Origin of the sequence: Janthinobacterium sp. MP5059B (assembly GCF_001758645.1) — a bacterium.
Classification (GTDB): Bacteria; Pseudomonadota; Gammaproteobacteria; order Burkholderiales; family Burkholderiaceae_D; genus Janthinobacterium; species Janthinobacterium lividum.
In genome coordinates this window covers 220,337-237,977 of record NZ_LRHX01000022.1, presented here as the reverse complement: position 1 = coordinate 237,977, position 17,641 = coordinate 220,337, and the positions used below count along the sequence as shown (strand labels likewise).

The 17,641-nt window shown below is 66.1% G+C and carries 17 protein-coding genes; 13 read left to right on the top strand and 4 right to left on the bottom strand.

Annotated features, from left to right (window positions below):
* Nucleotides 1-121 precede the first annotated feature (121 nt).
* The 5 genes from JAB1_RS27030 (at nt 122) to JAB1_RS27010 (ending at nt 6,575) form a co-directional block, all read left to right on the top strand.
* On the top strand, nt 122-1,141 hold the full coding sequence (locus JAB1_RS27030; RefSeq protein WP_034751748.1) for a substrate-binding domain-containing protein: 1,020 nt from the start codon (nt 122-124) through the stop codon (nt 1,139-1,141).
* A gap of 329 nt (nt 1,142-1,470) precedes the next feature.
* Complete coding sequence (locus tag JAB1_RS27025; RefSeq protein ID WP_034751750.1) at nt 1,471-2,049, top strand: Fe-Mn family superoxide dismutase; 579 nt, start codon at nt 1,471-1,473, stop codon at nt 2,047-2,049.
* A 118-nt stretch (nt 2,050-2,167) separates the two neighbouring features.
* A complete protein-coding gene (locus JAB1_RS27020; RefSeq protein WP_070282691.1) occupies nt 2,168-5,131 on the top strand; it encodes a sensor histidine kinase in 2,964 nt (987 codons plus the stop codon).
* A 117-nt stretch (nt 5,132-5,248) separates the two neighbouring features.
* Nucleotides 5,249-5,620, top strand: coding sequence for a lysozyme inhibitor LprI family protein (locus tag JAB1_RS27015; protein WP_034782071.1), 372 nt, complete (start codon nt 5,249-5,251; stop codon nt 5,618-5,620).
* A gap of 79 nt (nt 5,621-5,699) precedes the next feature.
* Nucleotides 5,700-6,575: a Kdo hydroxylase family protein gene (locus JAB1_RS27010; RefSeq protein ID WP_070282689.1), complete on the top strand. Its 876-nt coding sequence runs from the start codon at nt 5,700-5,702 to the stop codon at nt 6,573-6,575.
* Between the two features lie 49 nt (nt 6,576-6,624).
* Here the strand turns inward: JAB1_RS27010 and JAB1_RS27005 are convergent, their stop codons facing one another.
* Nucleotides 6,625-8,229 (bottom strand): CYTH and CHAD domain-containing protein, encoded by a 1,605-nt coding sequence (locus tag JAB1_RS27005; RefSeq protein WP_070282687.1) that lies wholly within the window; start codon nt 8,227-8,229, stop codon nt 6,625-6,627.
* Nucleotides 8,230-8,350: 121 nt separating this feature from the next.
* Between JAB1_RS27005 and mgrA the strand changes: the two genes are divergently transcribed.
* Entirely contained in the window at nt 8,351-9,391 is a 1,041-nt protein-coding gene (mgrA, locus tag JAB1_RS27000; RefSeq protein ID WP_070282685.1) for an L-glyceraldehyde 3-phosphate reductase, read from the top strand.
* A gap of 5 nt (nt 9,392-9,396) precedes the next feature.
* Here the strand turns inward: mgrA and JAB1_RS26995 are convergent, their stop codons facing one another.
* From JAB1_RS26995 to JAB1_RS26985, 3 genes are all read right to left on the bottom strand, one after another.
* Nucleotides 9,397-9,867, bottom strand: a complete 471-nt coding sequence (locus JAB1_RS26995) for a DUF2244 domain-containing protein (RefSeq protein WP_070282683.1) — start codon at nt 9,865-9,867, stop codon at nt 9,397-9,399.
* 74 nt (nt 9,868-9,941) lie between these two features.
* Nucleotides 9,942-10,259 carry a hypothetical protein gene (locus tag JAB1_RS26990; protein ID WP_034782067.1) on the bottom strand — a complete coding sequence of 106 codons (318 nt, stop codon included), beginning with the start codon at nt 10,257-10,259 and terminating at the stop codon, nt 9,942-9,944.
* 123 nt (nt 10,260-10,382) lie between these two features.
* Entirely contained in the window at nt 10,383-10,715 is a 333-nt protein-coding gene (locus tag JAB1_RS26985) for a hypothetical protein (RefSeq protein ID WP_070282681.1), read from the bottom strand.
* Between the two features lie 286 nt (nt 10,716-11,001).
* Between JAB1_RS26985 and JAB1_RS26980 the strand changes: the two genes are divergently transcribed.
* The 7 genes from JAB1_RS26980 (at nt 11,002) to JAB1_RS26950 (ending at nt 17,637) form a co-directional block, all read left to right on the top strand.
* On the top strand, nt 11,002-11,319 hold the full coding sequence (locus JAB1_RS26980; RefSeq protein WP_034782066.1) for a DUF4148 domain-containing protein: 318 nt from the start codon (nt 11,002-11,004) through the stop codon (nt 11,317-11,319).
* 128 nt (nt 11,320-11,447) lie between these two features.
* On the top strand, nt 11,448-12,860 hold the full coding sequence (locus tag JAB1_RS26975) for an efflux transporter outer membrane subunit (protein WP_070282679.1): 1,413 nt from the start codon (nt 11,448-11,450) through the stop codon (nt 12,858-12,860).
* 73 nt (nt 12,861-12,933) lie between these two features.
* The gene (locus tag JAB1_RS26970) at nt 12,934-13,440 is read left to right on the top strand and encodes a MarR family transcriptional regulator (RefSeq protein ID WP_034782299.1); all 507 of its coding nucleotides are present in this window, start codon (nt 12,934-12,936) and stop codon (nt 13,438-13,440) included.
* Nucleotides 13,441-13,450: 10 nt separating this feature from the next.
* Entirely contained in the window at nt 13,451-15,595 is a 2,145-nt protein-coding gene (locus JAB1_RS26965; RefSeq protein WP_070282677.1) for an FUSC family protein, read from the top strand.
* Nucleotides 15,585-15,785: a DUF1656 domain-containing protein gene (locus JAB1_RS26960; RefSeq protein ID WP_070224633.1), complete on the top strand. Its 201-nt coding sequence runs from the start codon at nt 15,585-15,587 to the stop codon at nt 15,783-15,785. Before JAB1_RS26965 ends, JAB1_RS26960 begins: the two co-directional genes overlap by 11 nt.
* Before the next feature lie 38 nt (nt 15,786-15,823).
* Entirely contained in the window at nt 15,824-16,720 is an 897-nt protein-coding gene (locus tag JAB1_RS26955) for an efflux RND transporter periplasmic adaptor subunit (RefSeq protein ID WP_034782060.1), read from the top strand.
* Nucleotides 16,717-17,637: a LysR substrate-binding domain-containing protein gene (locus JAB1_RS26950; RefSeq protein ID WP_070282675.1), complete on the top strand. Its 921-nt coding sequence runs from the start codon at nt 16,717-16,719 to the stop codon at nt 17,635-17,637. The genes JAB1_RS26955 and JAB1_RS26950 overlap by 4 nt, the downstream gene beginning before the upstream one ends.
* Nucleotides 17,638-17,641: the final 4 nt, after the last annotated feature.

The following is a 17,641-nucleotide window of genomic DNA, read 5'->3' as shown; positions in this document are numbered from 1 at the left end:
CTATGCCGACCTATGCCGACCTGCGCCGACCTGCGGTTGCTCGTGGCCATTTATGGTAATCTTCCGATGAAAAGGTTTTCAGAGCACTGAGAACCAGCCATCTTGATACCCAGGAATCACCTTGAACGATAGCGCCCACGCTGCTCCCCCTTCCACCCTGCTCGACGTGGCACGCCAGGCCGGCGTGTCGCCCAGCACCGTCTCGCGCATCCTGAATGGCACGGCCAGGGTCTCCGACGACAAGCGCGACGCCGTGCTGGCGGCGATCGCCCACATGAAATTCGCGCCGAACCAGATGGCACAGGGGCTGAAAAAAGGCCGCTCGATGACCATCGGCATCGTGGTGCAGGACATTTCCAGCCCCTTCTTCGACGAAAGCCTGCGCGGCGTGGACGATGGTTTGAAGGACACGGGCTATGCGTCCGTCATCGTCAGCGGGCACTGGAATGCGCAGGAAGAGGCGGACCGCATCCGCCTGCTGCTGGCAAGAAAGGTGGACGGCATCATTTTGCTGTCGGGGCGCATCTCGGACGAGAGCGTGCTCGATTTCTCGCAGCAGCGCCCCATCGTCTCGACGGGCCGCCTGCTGGCCACGAAAAGCGCCATCGGCTTCAAGCTCGACAACGAATACGGCGCCTACCTGGCCGTGCGCCACCTGGTGGAACTGGGACACCGGCGCATCGCCTTCGTGGCCGGCCCCGCCAACAACACGGATGCGGCCGAGCGCCTGACGGGCTACCAGCGCGCACTGCGCGAAGCGGACATCGCCATCGACCCGAAGCTGATGGTGGAAGGCGATTTCCACGAAGCAAGCGGGATGCTGGCCATGAACCATTTGTTCGATACGCAGCAGCAGTTCAGCGCCGTCTTCGCCGCCAACGACCTGTCCGCCTATGGCGTGCGCCTGTGCCTGTACCGCAAGGGCATCCGCGTACCCGACGATATCTCGCTCGTCGGCTTCGATGACTTGCCCGGCTCGTCCTACACGACGCCGCCGCTCACCACCATCCATCAGCCCCTGTACGACATCGGCCGCATCGCCACGGAAGCGCTGCTGGGCCTGATCAATGGCGAAGCCGTGCAGGCCGCCATCCCGCCGCTGGAACTCATCGTGCGGGAAACCACTCGCCGCATCCGCTAAGGATTGCACCATGATAAACCTACTGCGCAGCCCACTCTCGGGTCGGCGTTGCTCGCTGTACTTTTTGTACAGCTGCGCTACTCAACCCGATATCGGGCTTGCTCGCTACGGTTTCTCAAGGTGCTGACGCTTCACCATATACCACTATTTTCCTGAACGAGAATCAATACGCCACCAGTATCCGCAACGCATGCGGGAATCTGCAGCAATGGCGCATCCGCTTTACAATAGTGGCTCGTTCAGCAAGAATGCCTGCTTCAAGCAAGCTTGGCTCAACCCTCCGGCCGCAGGCTGGAAGACTCCGAACACTCACCACAAAGGGACATCACATGGAACATACTCTGCCACCACTGCCGTATGAAATGGACGCTCTGGCGCCGCATATTTCGAAAGAAACCCTGGAATACCACTATGCCAAGCATCACCAGGCGTATGTCACCAACTTGAACAACCTGATCAAGGGTACCGAGTTCGAGAACCTGTCGCTGGAAGAGATCATCAAGAAATCGTCGGGCGGCATCTTCAACAATGCAGCGCAAGTATGGAACCACACCTTCTACTGGAACGGCATGAAGCCGGCCGGCGGCGGCGCGCCTGCGGGTGCCGTGGCTGACGCAATCAACGCCAAATGGTCGTCGTTCGACAAGTTCAAGGAAGAATTCACCAAGTCGTGCGTGGGCAACTTCGGTTCGGGCTGGACCTGGCTGGTGCAAAAAGCCGACGGCTCCGTCGACATCGTCAACACCTCGAACGCCGGCTGCCCGCTGACCACCGGCGACAAGCCGCTGCTGACCTGCGACGTGTGGGAACACGCCTACTACATCGACTACCGCAACCTGCGCGCCAAGTACGTGGAAACGTTCTGGGGCCTGGTCAACTGGGACTTCGTTGCCAAGAACTTCGCGTAAGCAGTTCCTGTCAACGTAGGGAGAAAAAGCCTGCGCCGCCCCGCGCGGGCTTTTTTTTGCCTGCTGAAAGGCGAGGCGCTGCGCTACAATCAGCATCTTCCCACCCCGCCCTGCCCCGATGTCCGCTCGCCTGCTGCGCCGCCTGTTGATTTTGCCCCTGCTGGCGTGCCACCTGCACGCGTGCGCGGCCGCCCCCTCGCCCCTGCTGTCCGACTACACCCACAACGCCTGGGGCGCCCTGCAAGGCGCGCCCGTCGACGTACTGAAATTCGCCCAGGGCAAGGATGGCTGGCTGTGGATCGCCACGGCCACCGGTTTGTACCGCTACGATGGCGTGCGCTTCGACCGCGTCGACAGCGTGTACGGCCACCGCCTGCCGTCGAGCAATGTGCTGGGCCTGGCCACGCCGCCTGACGGCGCCGTCTGGGTCGGCTACCGCCTGGGCGGCGTCAGCGTCTTTCGCAAGGATGGCGCGCGCACGTACGGGGAAGCGGACGGCTTGCCGCCAGGCGCCGTATTCCATATCGAGGCAGCGCCCGACGGCGCCATCTGGGTCGGCACGCGCGATGGCGCGGCGCGCCTGGCGCCGGGCGCCGACCGCTTCGTCGCGCAGGCCGCCAACGTGGGCCTGCCCGACAAGCGCGTGTACCAGATCCTGTTCGGGCGCGATGGCACGCAGTGGATGGGCACCATGCACGGCGTCTTTTTCCGCAGGCCGGGCGAGACGCGCTTTTCCCATGCCTGGCCGCGTACCATGCTCACCAGCATGGATGAAGCGCCCGATGGCGCCATCTGGGCTGTGGACGCGCAAAGCAATTACTATCGCGTGCGCACCAGCGCGCCGCGCGGCGACGCGCCCATCCGGCCCGACGCCACGGGCAACGGCATCCGCTTCGACCGCGCCGGCACCATGTGGCTGATGCAGCCCGATGGCATTGAGCGCAAGTTCGATCCTTCCGGCCCCAGCCTGCCGGCCCAGCGCCTGACGCGCCAGAACGGCATCAGCGGCCCGCTGCCGCAAACGTCGTTCCAGGACCGCGAAGGCAATCTGTGGTTCGGCACCTCGACGGGCCTGGACCGGCTGCGGCCGAACCGCCTGAAGACCCTGGCCGTCGCCGTGCCCTTCGACCATCCCGGCATGCTGCCGGGACCCGATGGCGACGTGTGGATCGGCGACTACGTCGGCGACGTGCGCAGCTTTACCGCCGACGGGGTGAAGAAAGTGATACTGAAAAAGGGGGCGCTGGCGGCCAGCCACTGGGCGCCCGACGGCACGCTGTGGCTGGGCAACGAGCAGGAGCTGCACCATCGCGCGCGCAACGGCGCCATGACGCGCGTGGTGCCGCCCGTGCTGGGACTCGATCCTCAGGCGCTGCAGCAGGACCGCTCAGGCGCCCTGTGGGCCTCGTTTTCCGGCGGCGGCCTGTTTCGCCTGAGCGAAGGAAAATGGATCGCCGACGGCGGCCTGTCCGGCCTGCCGGCGGTGCTGACCACGGCCATGGCGATGGATGGCGCCGGCACCGTCTGGCTGGGCCATGCCGACAATACGCTCAGCCTGGTGGCCGATGGCCAGCGCGCAGGCGCCGTCAAGCGGCTCGGCGCGCCCGAGGGCCTGCAGGTGGGCACCGTGCTGCAGCTGTACCGCGATGGCGAGGCGATGTGGGCCGGCGGCGAAAACGGCGTGGCCCTGTACCGCGCCGGCCGCTTCCAGATGCTGCGCGGCGCGCACGGGGCGGCGTTTCGCGGCGTATCGGGCATCGTGCGCCTGCCGGACGGCGACCTGTGGCTGCATGGCGCGGACGGCATCGACCATATCGCTGCCGCCAGCCTGGCCGCGTGGATGCGGGACGGCAGCGCTGTTACCTCGGAGCGCTTCGACGCGCTCGACGGCTTGCAGGGCCATGCCTCGCAACTGCGCCCCGTGCCGTCGCTGATCCATGCGCCCGATGGCAAGCTGTGGTTCTCCACTTCGGCCACCATCGCCATGCTCGACCCGCTGCACATCCGCCGCAACGCCCTGGCGCCGCCCGTGCAGATCCACAGCTTGCTGGCCGATGGCGTGCGTTACGCGCTGGACGATGGCAAGCCGCAGCATCTGCCGCAAGGCAGCAAGACCCTGCAGATCGGCTTCACGGCCCTGAGCCTGTCGATGCCGGAACGCGTGCGCCTGCGCTACCGGTTGGCAGGCGTGGACACGGGCTGGCAGGAGGCGGTGGGACGCCGCGAAGCGTACTACACCAACCTTGCCCCCGGCAGCTACCGCTTCGACGTCACGGCCGCCAACGAAGACGGCGTGTGGAACACGCAGGGAACAGGGCTCGACATCGTCATCGCGCCCACCTTCGTGCAAACGCCGTGGTTCGTCGTGCTGCTGGCGCTGGGCGCCGCGCTGCTGCTGTATGGCGGCTACGTGCTGCGCATCCGCCACCTGACGCGCAATATGCAGGAACGCTTGCAGGAGCGCCTGGCCGAGCGCTCGCGCATCGCCCGTTCGCTGCACGACACGCTGCTGCAAAGCGTGCAAGGCCTGATCCTGTCGTTCCATGCGCATGCGGACATGCTGCCCAAGGGCACGCGCGAACGGGCGCGCCTCGATGGCACCCTCAACCTGGCGGACCAGCTGCTGATCGAAGGCCGCGACCAGATCATGGACTTGCGCGCCTCGGCCGAACCCGACGAACTGCGGCTGGCGCTGCAGCAATTCGGCAAGGGCCTGGCCGAGCACCGCGCGCACGCCTTCACGGTGCATGTCAGCGGCACCTGCCGGCGCCTGCAGCCGCGCGTGCATGACGAAATCTATGCCATCGCGCGCGAAGCGCTGTTCAACGCTTCGCGCTACGCCGAGGCGGCAAACATCGTGCTGGAACTCGACTATGCGGAGCAGGCATTCACCCTGCGCGTGCGCGACGACGGCTGCGGCCTCGATGACGCCGTGGCGCAGGCGGGCCAGCGGCCCGGCCACTGGGGCCTGGTCGGCATGCGCGAGCGCGCCGCCGCCATCGGGGCCAGCCTGCGCATCGACAGCCGGCCCGGCGCCGGCACGCAGATCGAAGTGAGCGTGCCGGGCCGCCTGGCCTATTGACGGCACACTTGCGGGCGCGCCCGCAAGCGTCTGCGGCCCGGACAGGAAATGTTATACGATGCGCAAGAGCGCTGCCTTGCTCGCCTATCCTGCCACACCACTTTCTGAAAGCACTCCATGAAAAAATGCCTGCTCGCCCTATTGCTCTGCGCCTCCGGCTCCGCCTTCGCCAACTCGGCCTGCGACACGCCGCGCAATGACTTCGATGGCCTGTATTGCCTCAACAAGGTGTACCAGGAAGCGGACAAGGAACTCAACGCCAACTACAAGAAACTTAGCTCCCAGCTCGATGCCGGCGGCAAGCAAAAGCTGAAATCGGGCCAGCTTTCCTGGATCAGCGAGCGCAACGAGCGATGCTCGAAAAAGGATGGCTCGGGCTTCTATGTGAACCTCGATTGCGCCACGCGCACCACCATCGAACGCGCGCAATTCCTGCAAGACCGCGTGCGCGAATGCGTGAGCGCCGGCTGCCAGAACAGCAAACTGTGAGCTGAACCTGCGCTAGCGCAAACAGGAGAGGGCGGCAGGCGCCCATACTGGCCGCTCCGATGTCTTCCCCGTTTGTGCCATGAGCAAACTCATCGACATTTCCCTGAACCAGTGGGACGCCAGTGGCAGCGCCGTGCAGCAGGCGGCGGCGCTGCAGGCACTCGAAGATGGGCAAGTGCTGCTGTTGCCCCGCCTGGGCTTCGCCCTGCGACAGGAAGAGCATGCGCTGCTGAACGGCGCGGTGGGTAACGCCAGCAGCGCCAAGAATATCAGCTGGGAGCCGGCGCGCGGCGTGCGCGGCCACGGCGATGCCTGCGATGCGGCCCTGCTGGCCGCGCTGATGCAGCGCTACGCGCGGCACACGCAGCGCTTGCTGGGCGGCTTGCTGCCTGGCTATTCCTCCCATCTGCAGCAAGGCAAGGGCAGCTTTCGCCCCGTGGAAATCGCCGGCCGGGCGAGTTCCTGGCGCAAGGACGATACGCGCCTGCATGTCGACAGCTTTCCCTCCTCGCCCACGCAGGGCCGGCGCATCCTGCGCGTCTTCACCAACATTCATCCGCGCGACGCACCCCGCGTGTGGAAACTGGGCGCGCCATTCGAGCAGGTGGCGCAACATTTTTTACCCGTCGCGAAGCGTCCGCAACCCGTGCTGGCGGCCCTGCTGCAATGGCTGGGCATCACCAAGTCGCGGCGCACGCCCTACGACCACTACATGCTGCAGCTGCACGACGCCATGAAGGCCGACCTGGGCTACCAGGCGCAGGTGGAACAGCACACCCATGCGTTCGCGCCGGGCCAGACGTGGATCGTCTTCAGTGACGCCGTATCGCACGCGGCCCTGCGGGGACAGCATGCGCTGGAGCAAACCTGGCTGCTGCCGGTGCACGCCATGGCGGCCCCGCACAAATCGCCGCTGGCCATCCTCGAACGCCGGTTGCAGCGCCCGCTGGCCTAGCCGCGCCTGATCTGGCTTGGCTTGGCCTGATACTGCGGCAGGAGCGGGCTCAGGCCGGCAAGCGGGCCGCCTTGAAGCGCCGCCAGGCCTTGTGCATGCGGCCATCGCTGCCCTGCGCCTGCGCGCGCGCCGCCAGATAGCCGCGCACGAAGGCCGCGTGCAGCCGCAAGCCGTCCCGGGCGAACTGGGCCGACTGAGCGGACTGGTCCGCCTGGCCAGTCTGAACCTCGGGCAATTGCTGCAGCAGCCGGTCCGCCACCTGCACATCGTTGAGCCAACCCAGTTCATCCTGCAGCAGCGACAGCCGCCCCACATACGGCTGCACGGTGCGCGCGGCAAACAGCGAGGCAAAGAATTCCGTCGCATACCGCGTCTTCTTGGCCGCGATGCGCACCCGATGGCGCTGCTGCGGCGTGGCATGCATCAGGCGCTTGCCGCGCTTCATCAGGCGGCGCTGGTCCTTGCGCAGGGTTGCGCGGGCAAACGGCAAGACGTGCGCGTCCAGGCGCCGCAATTGGCGCGCGGAGCAATTGTCGCGCCAGGCGCACGCCTGCAGCCAGCGCTGCAAGCCCAGCATGCAGGCCGTGTAGCGCGCCGAGGTGACGGCCTGGGCCGCTTGCACGTGCTTGAACCGCGCCTGCGCGTGTGCCGCCTCTGTCAGCGCCGCCGCATCCGAGGCCGCCTCGCCATCGAGCTGCGCCAGGGTATTGCCAGCCAACACATCCCAATCGCGGGCTTCGCCCAGCGCGCCGCCCAGCCAGCCGAGTTCGCCCTTCAAGGCGTCCGGCAGCGCCAGCAGGGACTTGAACATGCCCAGCGCCGAGCGCAAGCGGCGCAGGCCCACGCGCATCTGGTGCACGCTTTCCACGTCCTCGCCCGCCGCCACGCCATCCTGGTTGCCGCTGACTTGCTCCAGGCAATTGCCGGCGATGGCCAGGAATACCTGCTCCACGGACATGGCCGCGTCCAGCGCCAGGGGCTGCGCCTTGACGGCTTGCAAGGGATAGGATGCCGCCAGCCGGTAACCGCGTTCCGCCTTGCTCATGTGGCCCAGCTGCAGCGGCACGTCCTGCAGCAGGGCCAGCGCCACGTCGAACAGGCTGGCCGCCTGCCCCTGCTTCAACTCCAGTTCGATCTCGCTGACGGGCACGCTGCGGATGGCGCCATCCGCCCCATCCGCACCGCTTTCAATGACACCCTGGTCCAGCACGCATTCGATCTGGTCGCCCTGCGGCGTGCACAGCTGCCATACGGTGCGCTCGATACGCGTGGTAAACACGGGCTGCAAGGCGTCGCGAATGGCGTCCTGGCGCAGCAGCGCGCGGATCGGTTGCTTGCGGCCGATGGCCGCATCGAGCGCGGCAAGGTCCGGTTGCGGCCCGGGAACTTCGCCCTCCCACTCGTGGCGGCTGTGCAAGCCGCCGCTGACAGTGCCGCCCGCCTTCAGGGTTTGCACCCAGTGTCCATCCACGTGCCGCACGCGCAAGCCCGCCTGCTGGCGGCACAGCTGCAAATCGGGCGTATCGACATAGATATCGTGCATCTGCATCTGCAGCAGCTGCGGCTCGCCTTGCGCAGACTGCGCCAGCAGCGGGTGCGCGCGCAAACGCAAGACATCTTCCTGCGCCAGCAACAATTTCAATTCGATTTCCATGACCGCTCCTTGCGAGACTTCTCAATGCTTATTGTAAGGCGCGTCCCTTCGCGCGCAAGGCGCACGCACGCAGACCTTGATTTTGCGCGAAAATAAGCACTTCATTCAACCAGGAGATGCCATGACCTACCACGCCGCCGAGAACCGCTACGACAGCATGCAATACCGCACCTGCGGGCGCAGCGGGCTGAAACTGCCGCTGCTGTCGCTGGGACTGTGGCACAACTTTGGCGACAGCAACAGCCTCGCTTCCCAGCGCGACATGCTGCGCACGGCGTTTGACCTGGGCATCACGCATTTCGACCTGGCGAATAACTATGGTCCACCATATGGCAGCGCGGAAAGCAATTTCGGCAAGCTGCTGCGCGACGATTTTTTACCATACCGCGATGAACTGATCATTTCCACCAAGGCAGGCTGGGACATGTGGCCGGGCCCATACGGCCAGGGCGGCGGTTCGCGCAAATATGTGCTGGCCAGCCTGGACCAGAGCTTGCAGCGCCTGGGCCTCGACTACGTCGACATCTTTTACTCGCACCGCTACGACGCCGACACGCCGCTGGAAGAAACCATGGGCGCGCTGGCCACGGCCGTGCAGCAGGGCAAGGCGCTGTACGTGGGCCTGTCGTCGTATTCTCCGCAAAAGACGGCCGAGGCGGCCGCCCTGCTGAAAGAGTGGAAAGTGCCGTGTCTGATCCACCAGCCGGCCTACAATATGCTCAACCGCTGGATCGAGGAAGACGGCTTGCTCGACACCCTGCAAGAGCAAGGCGTGGGTTGCATCACGTTCACGGCGCTGGCGCAGGGGCTGCTCAGCGACAAATACCTCGATGGCGTGCCGCAGGATGCGCGCGTCAACCGCCCCGGCGGCGGTTCGCTGCTGCAAAAGCACCTGAGCGCGGAAAACCTGGCCCGCGTGCGCGCGCTGAACCAGATCGCCGCGCAGCGGGGGCAAACCCTGGCGCAGATGGCGCTGGCCTGGGTATTGCGCGATCCCCGCGTCACCTCGACCCTGATCGGCGCCAGCAGCAGCGCGCAAATCCGCGAAAACGTGGCCGCGCTGCAGCAATTGTCATTCACGGCCGACGAGCTGGCCGCCATCGACGTGCAGGCGCGCGAAGGCCATATCAATCTGTGGGAAGGCCCGTCGCGGGCCGTGTAAGGCGATTACGCTGGCGGTGGCAGCAGGGCCAGCAGTTCCTGCGCCACTTGCCGGCGCCGTTCGGGCGTGGCGAACACGCCCACGTCCACATGCGCGCCAGCATGGCCGACATCCTTGATGCGTATCAACTGGCGCGGCCCTTGCGGCATGGCGATGCGCGTGCGCCACGGCGAAAAGTGGTGGCGCCGGCAGCGCCCGGCACTGACCTGTTCAATGATCAGCTCGCCGTCGCGCAAGGCGATGTGTTCATAGTCGCGCGCATGGCGCAGATAATGCAGCAGTGCAATGGCCACCAGGCCCAGCTCGGCGAACGAAAAGACGGGAATGTACCAGAGGCCCCGCAACGCAAAGGCGGCGGCAATCACGAGGGAAAACAGGCATAGCAAGCCATAGGCGCGCAGCAACTGGCGCGCCGTCAAGGCACTGTGGCGCGCGAGCAGCCATTGCGGCTGCTCGCGCGAGTGATCGCGTGGCATGGCGCCTCCCGCACTATCGCTCCATCACCGCAGCGGCCCCCGCCGCCGCCAGGTTCAGCCAGATCGCGCCAAGATCAGGCGCCCATGCGCACCAGCGCGTGGCCCACGTGCTGCCACCAGTGATCGCGCGACTTGACCTGCTTCAGGCAAGACGTGTCGATTTCCGTGGGGAACACGTGATCCTGGCAAGCCTTCGTTTCCAGGGCATAACGCTGGTTTTCCGCCGCCGCCAGGGCCACGACAAGCCAGAACGCCAACGCCAGCAAGACCACCAGCAAACTCCAGGCCAGGTGATTGGTGTTACTTTTTTCGCCAAAAAACTCGCGCGGCCGCGTCTCGCGGTACATCGACATCAAGTCTTTTTCTTTCTCTTCCGACATCTGCGTTTGCATCCTCTGACATCCTATCCTGTGCCGGCCGGCTGGCCATGGCGGCGCGCACGCCGCCTTGACCACATTTTACGCTGATGGCGCAGGAGAGACAGTAATTCGTGGCGACCGTGCCGCCAGCAGCCGTCAGGGGCGCGGCGCAGTCCCCCGCGAACCGCCGGGTTCGCCCTCGCCCTCCTCCTCTGCCGGCCGCACGGGCGCCACGCTTTCCACATGGTCGACGTCGATATCGCCGCCATCGGGCGCCGCATTCTGCGGCTCCACGCCAGCCCGCTCGCCCGTGCCGGCCGCATCGCTGTCGTTCTCGAGCGCTTCCGGGTCCTGGCCCGGCACGCCCTGCATGTCGCTGCCGCTGTCGGAACTGTCGCTGGGCCCAAGCGCGCCCTTGCCATGGCCGCTGCCCAGGATACGGTCGGGCGTGACGGGCAAATTATCCGGATCGAGTGAACTGCTGCTCATGGCTGACTCCCGTTAATAAAAAAACCAGCTTACTCCCCTGGCCTGGCCGGCGGCGCACGCCTGCACGGCATATTCCCTGGGGGAAATGCGGCGGCGCACAAATATTTTCAAAAATTACTTCACAAATGTAATATTCATTGCTATAGTTAATTCAAGTAAGCATCTTCTCATCCAGAAACTGCTTCATCGGCGGCAAGGCACCCACCAGCGCCCTGTCGCCGAACCGACCGGTACGTGGCGATCCGGCCCATCCACCCAGCCATCATGCACATTTTGGAGTCTTATCATGCAAGCCAAATCACTCATCGCAGCATTGTTTGCCATCACCACCGCCACGTCGGCTTTCGCTCAAAGCGCCGCGCCAGCCGCTGCCAGCCAGCAACTCACACGCGCCGACGTCACTGCCGAATACATCCGTGCCCGCAACGCCGGCGAAATCGCCACCAGCGAAGTCGACTACCCGAAAACACCTGCCACCGCCGCCAGCAACGTGACGCGCGAACAAGTCATGGCCGAGTTCTACGCCGCCCGCAAGGCTGGCCTGATCCCGCAAACGGAAGCGGACTTTGATGTCGCGCAAACGGCAAAACACGTCGTGAAATAAGAAACCAGTCAGCCGGTTTCAGTCAGTCAGTAACACACCTCAGTTGCGGCGCAGCACCCGGGCCACTCCCGGCGCTCACCGCGGCGAGCTGTCAGCATCACCCCAACCCCACCTTCCGGAGTTCCTGCATGTCCCTGCACCGCCGTTTGCTTGCCGCCAGCCTGATCCTTGCCTTGAGCGCTTGCGCCGACATGGGCCATATCGCGCCGCAATCGGCCATGCTCGACGCCAACAAGCTGCAAGCGAGCCAGGCCATGGATGCCGCCGCCAGCGCCGCCATCCAATGGCCGCGCACGCAATGGTGGCAAGACTTGCACGATCCCCAATTGAACCGTCTGATGGAGCAGGCGCTGGCCGACAGTCCCACCCTGCGCGGCGCCCAGGCGCGCGTGCGCCAGGCCGAGGCGCTGGCCGGCGCGGCCGAGGACAAGACCCGTCCGCAGGCGGACGCGAATGTCTCCATCAACCGCGAACTGTATTCCCAGCACGGCAGCACCCCGGCGCCGCTGGCCGGCAACTACGCCTGGCGCAACCAGGCCACCGTCACGGCCTCGTACGACCTGGACCTGTGGGGCCGCAACCGCGCCGCCCTGTCCGCCGCGCTGGGCGACGTGCAGATGGCGTCGGCCGAATCGCAGATGGCCCGCCTGGCCCTGGAAACGGCGCTGGTGCGCACCTACATCCAGCTGTCGTATGAATTCCAGCTGCAGGACGTGATCGAACGCAGCCTGGCGCAGCGCGCCCGCATCCTCGACATCACGCGCCAGCGCAAGGCCGCCGGCATCGGCACGGACATCGACGTGGCGCAGATCGAAACCACCTTGCCGGCGGGACGCCGCCAGCTGGAACAGTCGGCCGAATCGCTGGCCCTGCTGCGCAACCAGCTGGCGGCCTTGGCGGGCAAGGGCCCGGCAGCGGGCGCAGCCTTGAGCCGCCCCGTGCTGCGCCTGGACCAGCCGCTGGCCATTCCCGCCGCCCTGCCGGCCGACCTGATCGGCCGCCGTCCCGACATCGCCGCCCAGCGCTGGAGAGTGGAAGCGGCGGCGCAGCGCATCGACGCCGCCAAGGCCGAGTTCTACCCGAACGTCAACCTGGTGGCCTTTGCCGGCTTCCAGGCCTTCGGCTTCAGCCACTTTCTCGACGCCAATTCGCAGGTGCGCGGCGCCTCGCCCGCACTGAGCCTGCCCATCTTCGCCGGCGCCCGCCTGCGCGCCCAGCTGGGCAGCCAGACGGCCGTGTACGACGGCGCCGTGGAGCAATACAACGCCACCGTCATCAACGCCATGTCGGACGTGGCCAATGCCGTCACCCGCGCCCAGTCGCTGGCCAAACAGCACCAGCTGACCGTGCAGGCGCTGGCCACGGCGCAGCGCGCGCGCGACCTGGCGGAAAAAGCCTACAAGGCGGGCATGAGCGACGCCATCAACATGCTCAACACGCAAGTGGCGCTGCTGGCGGAAGAACAGCAGCAGGCGCAGAATGGGGCACGCGAGCTCGATCTGTACGTTTCCTTGATGAATGCACTGGGAGGCGGCATCTGAGCTTGCAATCCTGGCATTGCCCTAGCCCAACAAGATACAATCGGAACTTTATTCACACATGAAGGAATATGACATGACCGCTTTTGACGCCACCTCCAAGCGGCTGCAAAACATCCGCACGCGCATGCCAGGCTTCCCCATGGAACTGATGCGCCTGTTGCGCATGACGTACCACATTCAAAAAGGCATGAAAGACCTGACCAACGCGGCGCTGAAAAAGCATGACCTGGTCGATGCCAGCTACATGGTGCTGGCCGTGCTGTACGGCACGGACGACGAAACCTCGAACGCCTGCACCCTGGGCATGGCCTGCCATGAAAAGCCGGCCAACCTGACGCGCGTGTGCAACGACCTGGAAACGCGCGGCCTGATCCACCGCGGCACGCGTCCCGGCGACCGCCGCTCGGTGATGATCTCGCTGACCGACAAGGGCCGCGCACTGATCGAAACGGCACTGCCCGATGTGTACCAGGAAACCTCGGCCCTGTATGAAGGGTTCACGGACGAAGAGCTGCAAGTGCTCGACAAGCTGTACATGCGCCAGTTGCGCAACCTGAACAATCTCAACAACCAGAACTGATAGCCTATCGATGACGCCAGCCACAGCAACCAAATTCACACACGGCCCCCTGACCCGGGCGGCCCACTGGCTGGCGCTGGCGCTGCAGGACTGGCGCGCAACGGAAGGCGAACGCTGGATCTACGTCGGCAAGACCCTCATCGCGTCCTTCTGCGCCCTGTGGCTGGCCTATCGCCTGGGCCTCGATTCGCCCAGCACGGCGATGACCACCACCATCATCCTGGCCCTGCCCAGCAGCGGCATGGTGCTGGAAAAAAGCTTTTACCGCCTGTGCGGCACCCTGCTCGGCTGCACGGCCGCGCTGACCCTGATCGGCCTGTTCCCGCAGCAGCCCGTGCTGCTGTTCGCCGGCCTGGCCCTGTGGGTGGGCCTGTGCACGAGCGGCTCTGCCCTGCACCGCAACGCCCAGTCGTATGTGTACGTGCTGGCCGGCTACACGGCCTGCATGATCGTGCTGCCCGCCATCGAGCAGCCGATGCAGGTGTTCGCGCTGGCCGTCACGCGCGTGGCCGAGGTCAGCCTGGGCATCATCTGTTCGGCGGCCGTCTCCAGCGTGCTGCTGCCGCGCCACCAGGGCACGCAGGTGATGCGCACGGTGCAGGCGCGCTACGGCAAATTCCTCACCTTTTGCCAGGACGTGCTGCAGCAAAAACTCACGCCGGCGCAGGTGGAACTGACGCATTTGCAGTTTGCCGCCGACGTCGCGGCGCTGGAACTGGGCCGTTCGGCCGCCCTGTTCGAAGTCACCAGCAAGGTCAGCCACGTGCGCGCGCAAAACCGCAAGCTGCACGCCTTCAACGCCACCTTCATGACGGCGCTGACCACTTTCTACACCTTCCACCGCCTGTTCGACCGCCTGCAGCGCGATGGCGAAACCCAAGTCATGCAGGCCTGCGCGCCCCTGTACGCCATCGTCGCCGAAGCGCTGCAGGCGACGCCTTCGCAAGACTCGCTCGACACCATGCAGCTGCACCTGCAGACGGCCCTGGCGCAGGCCCGCTCGGACATCGATGGCGCGACCATCGCGCATGCGCAGCGCATCGATTTCGACACCGTGTGCGAACTGCTGGAGCGCTTCGCGCGCGACATGAGCCGCTTTCACGAAGTGTATTTCAGCCTGGCGCACGACACGCCCCTGGAAATCAGCACGCCGCAGGCGTATGCGCCGAAGACGCCACCCGCGCTGGTGATCGCCAGCGGCGCGCGCGCGGCCATCAGCCTGGCCCTGCTGGCGCTGGGCGCCTACTTCCTCGCCTGGCCCTACGCCAGCACGGCGATGCTGATGGCGGCCGTGTTCTGCGCGCTGGCCTCGTCCTCGCCGCGCCCCATCATGATGATCCGCCAGGTGCTGGCGGGCTTCCTCATCGCCATGCCGCTGTCGCTGGTGTGCGTGTATTTCGTGCTGGTGCACGGCGACGGCTTCCCCATGCTGGTGCTCAGTTTTGCGCCCTTCCTCGCCGTCGGCCTGTACCTGATGACGAATCCCGCCAAGCTGGGCGTGGGCCTGGGCGTGTCGACCTTCATCACGCAGATGGCGCCGACGAATCTGATGCATGTCGACGGCGCGGCCTTCTTGAACACGGGCATGGCCCTGATCGTGGGCCTGATGCTGGCGGCCCTCGTGTTTGCCGTGCTGCTGCCCGAGCACACGATGGGCCACAAGGACCACATCGGCCGTGCCCTGTGGCGCGAAGCGCTGCATGCGTGCACGGCGCCCGCGCGGCGCGTGAAACACCGTTTCGACAACCGCGTGCGCGACTTGCTCAGCCAGCTCAATGCGGCGGCCGGACCGGCGCCGGGCGAGGCTGCGCGCGCCGTCGTGCGCCAGGCCTTGACCTTGCTGGAAATCGGCCATTCGGTGATCGAATTGCGCGAACTGATCGCGACGGCCCGGCCAGGCGCCACGCGCCACGCGCTGCAGCAGTGCGTGGACCACATCGCCGCCTGGCTGCGCACGCGCAGCGACACGGCACTGCAGGCGGCGCTGGCAGCCACCCTGCAGGCGGGCGCCGTGGTGCGCGCCGCGCAAAACGAAGCTGGCATTGCACCGGAACGTAGCGCGCGCCTGCACACGGCATTGGCCGACCTGCATTCGATCTACACCTCATTACTCGACCATATGGCGCCTGGCGCCGGAGACCACCATGCCGCGTGAATTCGCCCTGTTCGGAATTCTGATTCCTACCCTGCTGCCCCTGTTCATCCTCAGCATCGGCCTGCAAACCCTGCTCGACCGCGTGCTGGGCTGGCTGGGCGTGTACCGCATGGTGTGGCACCCGTCGCTGGCGCGGCTGTGCATTTTCATCGCCATCTTTGGCGCGCTGGCTTTATCGCTTTACAAATAAAAAAAACTGTTCAACCCCATCAAGGAAAGGCTGCCGACATGGTAAGCAAACTGACCCGCTATGCAATCACCTTGCTGCTCCTGGCCGCCGCGCTGTGGATAGGCAAGACCGTCTGGGACCGCTACATGGAGTCGCCGTGGACGCGCGACGGACGCATCAAGGCCGACATCGTCAACATCAGCGCCGACGTGGCCGGCACCGTCACGGACGTGCTGGTGCGCGACAACCAGGTGGTGCAAAAGGGCGACGTGCTGTTCGTCGTCGACAAGGAACGCTACACGAGCGCACTGGCGCAAGCCGACGCCGTGCTGGCCGCGCAAAGGACGGAACAGGGACGCCGCGGCAAGGAGGCGCAGCGCCGCGCAGGCCTTGACGCCAGCATCATCTCGACGGAAAGCCGCGAAAGCGCCGCCTTTGCCGCCAGCTCCGCCTCGTCGCAGGTGCAGGCCGCCGTGGCCGCGCGCGCGCTGGCGCAATTGAACCTGGAACGCACCACCGTGCGCGCGCCCGTCAGCGGCTACGTGACGAACCTGAACGTGCACAAGGGCGATTTCGCCGCCGTCGGCGCGGCCAAGCTGGCCGTCATCGACAGCGCCTCGTACTACGTCGTCGGCTATTTCGAAGAGACCAAGCTGGGCATGCTGGCGCAGGACGACAAGGCGGAAATGAATCTGATGAGCGGCGGCACCCTGCACGGCCACATCGAGAGCATCGCGCGCGGCATCACCGACCGCGACGCCGCCACGGGCCGCGAACTGCTGGCCGACGTCAATCCCACCTTCAACTGGGTGCGCCTGGCGCAGCGCGTACCCGTGCGCATCCACATCGACGAGCAGCCGAAAGGGCAATTGCTGGTAGCCGGCACCACTTGCACCGTGGTGATCACGCCCCATTCTGCGCCGGCGCCGAAGCCCGCGGCCGCGCACCCGGCATGATCCGCAGCGGCGGCGCCGGGCGCCTGGCGGAAATCGCCCTGTTCCTCGACGCTGCGGTGCTGGGCAGTTTTTCCGCGGCGGGCCGCAAGCACGGCCTGTCGCCGGCCGCCGCCAGCGCCGCCATCGCGCGCCTGGAAACGGCGCTGGGCGTCACCCTGTTCGAGCGCACCACGCGCCAGCTGCGCCTGACGGAAGAGGGTTTGCACTACCGCCATTACAGCGAGCAGGCGCTGGACTTGCTGGCGCAGGCCGAAGACGGCTTGCATGCAGGCGGCGCTGCCGTGCGCGGCGTGGTGCGCATCTCGGCGCCGTCCGACATCGGCCGCCAGCTGCTGCTGCCCATGCTCGACCGCTTTGCCGCCCAGCACCCGCAGGTGCGCCATGCGCTGACCTTGACGGATGCCACGGCCAGGCTGCTGCAGGACGACATCGACCTGGCCATCCGCTACGGCGAACTGCCCGACAGCGACATGGTGGCGCGCCTGCTGCACCCTGGCCGGCGCGTCGTGTGCGTGTCTCCCGCGCTGGCCGCCAGGGTGGGCGTGCCGGCCACGCCGCGCGACCTGGCGATGCTGCCGACCCTCGTACTCACGGCGGGCGACGGCGCGCCGCAGGAGTGGCGCTACCGCGAGGATGGCAAGCGCCACAGCCTGCGCCTGCAGGGCGCCTGGCACAGCAACGATGGCGAAATCATCCGCCGCTGGGCCGTGGCCGGCCATGGCTATGCCTACAAATCCCTGCTCGACATCGGCGGCGACCTGCGCGCTGGGCGCCTGCAGACGGTGCTCGACGATTACTTCGGCGACAGCGTTCCCCTGAACCTGCTGTACCGGCGCAGCCGCTTCCAGCCGCCGCGCGTGGCCCTGCTGATCGAATTCCTGCTGCAGCAGTTCGCGGCCCTGCCGGCGCAAGGCTAGCGGG